We start from the raw sequence: 1112 nt of genomic DNA, 5'->3' as shown, positions 1-1112 counted from the left end.
TTTTTCTTCCGGTGTAAAATTTCTTCTCTTTTCCATAGTTCCATTCTAACTTATTTTGGCCGTTTTGTCTGTCTTAATTTCTGGTATCATTATAAAATATTAGAAGGCTGGGTTTTACCAGTCTTTTTTATTACATAAAAAATTCTTCCGGGCAGGATGCGGATTAAGTCTATATAATGGTGTAAAAAGAAGTTGAGCCAAAGCTCACACCTCGGTTAAAATATAAGTTGCCCAACAAATACCAAACCGAGGAGGATGAACCATGGCTCAGTTTAATATTACAATAACCGAGGAACTTTTGCACGGACTTTTTTTATCAAATGGTAAAGATGAAGCATTTTCCAAACTGTTGGAGGAAATCTTCAACCAGGTACTCTTAGCACAATCTACAGAACAGTTAGGTGCTGAGCCTTATGAAAGGACGGAAGGAAGAACCGCCTATCGTAATGGTACCAGAGAAAGGCAGCTAACTACACGAATTGGGACGTTAACCTTAAGAATCCCCCGACACCGCAACGGACAGTTCAGCACAGAGCTTTTTATGCGCTATCAACGGAGTGAGCAGGCACTGGTGTTGGCAATGATGGAGATGGTCATCAATGGGGTTTCTACTCGAAAGATTGAGTCGATTACTGAAGAACTCTGTGGAAAGAAGTTTTCAAAATCGACTATCTCCACTCTATGCAAGAACCTGGATCCAATGGTGAATGCATTTAGAACACGGCCTCTGAAAAGCCATTATCCTTTTCTAATGGTGGATGCCATTTATGTAAAAGTACGTGAAAACAAGCGTATACAATCCAGAGGACTGCTTATAGCCATCGGCATCAAAGAGGAAGGACATCGCGAGGTAGTTGGATTTCAGTTGGCGAACAGTGAGTCCGAAAACAGCTGGGGCGAGTTCTTTGGCTCCTTAAAAGAACGGGGGCTGAAAGATGTCCGCGTGGTTACCTCAGATGATCACAAGGGCCTTGTTAATGCTGTAAGAAAACACTTTCAGGGAGCCAGCTGGCAGCGTTGTCAAACCCACTTCTCCAGGAACATGCTGGACCATGCACCTAAGGCATTGCAGCCAGAAATCAAGGAAGACCTGCGCCGGCTATACGAGTCTG

General features: G+C 43.3%; 1 protein-coding gene. It reads left to right on the top strand.

Translation table 11 applies throughout. The features are described 5' to 3' along the window. Window positions 1–262 precede the first annotated feature (262 nt). Window positions 263–1112: IS256 family transposase (locus F3H12_RS13170; protein WP_149679764.1), on the top strand; the 850-nt coding region annotated here is incomplete at its 3' end.

The organism is Thermoclostridium caenicola (assembly GCF_900142095.1).
Taxonomy (GTDB): Bacteria; Bacillota; Clostridia; order DSM-8532; family DSM-8532; genus Thermoclostridium_A; species Thermoclostridium_A caenicola.
This window is presented reverse-complemented; position numbering and strand designations above follow the sequence as displayed.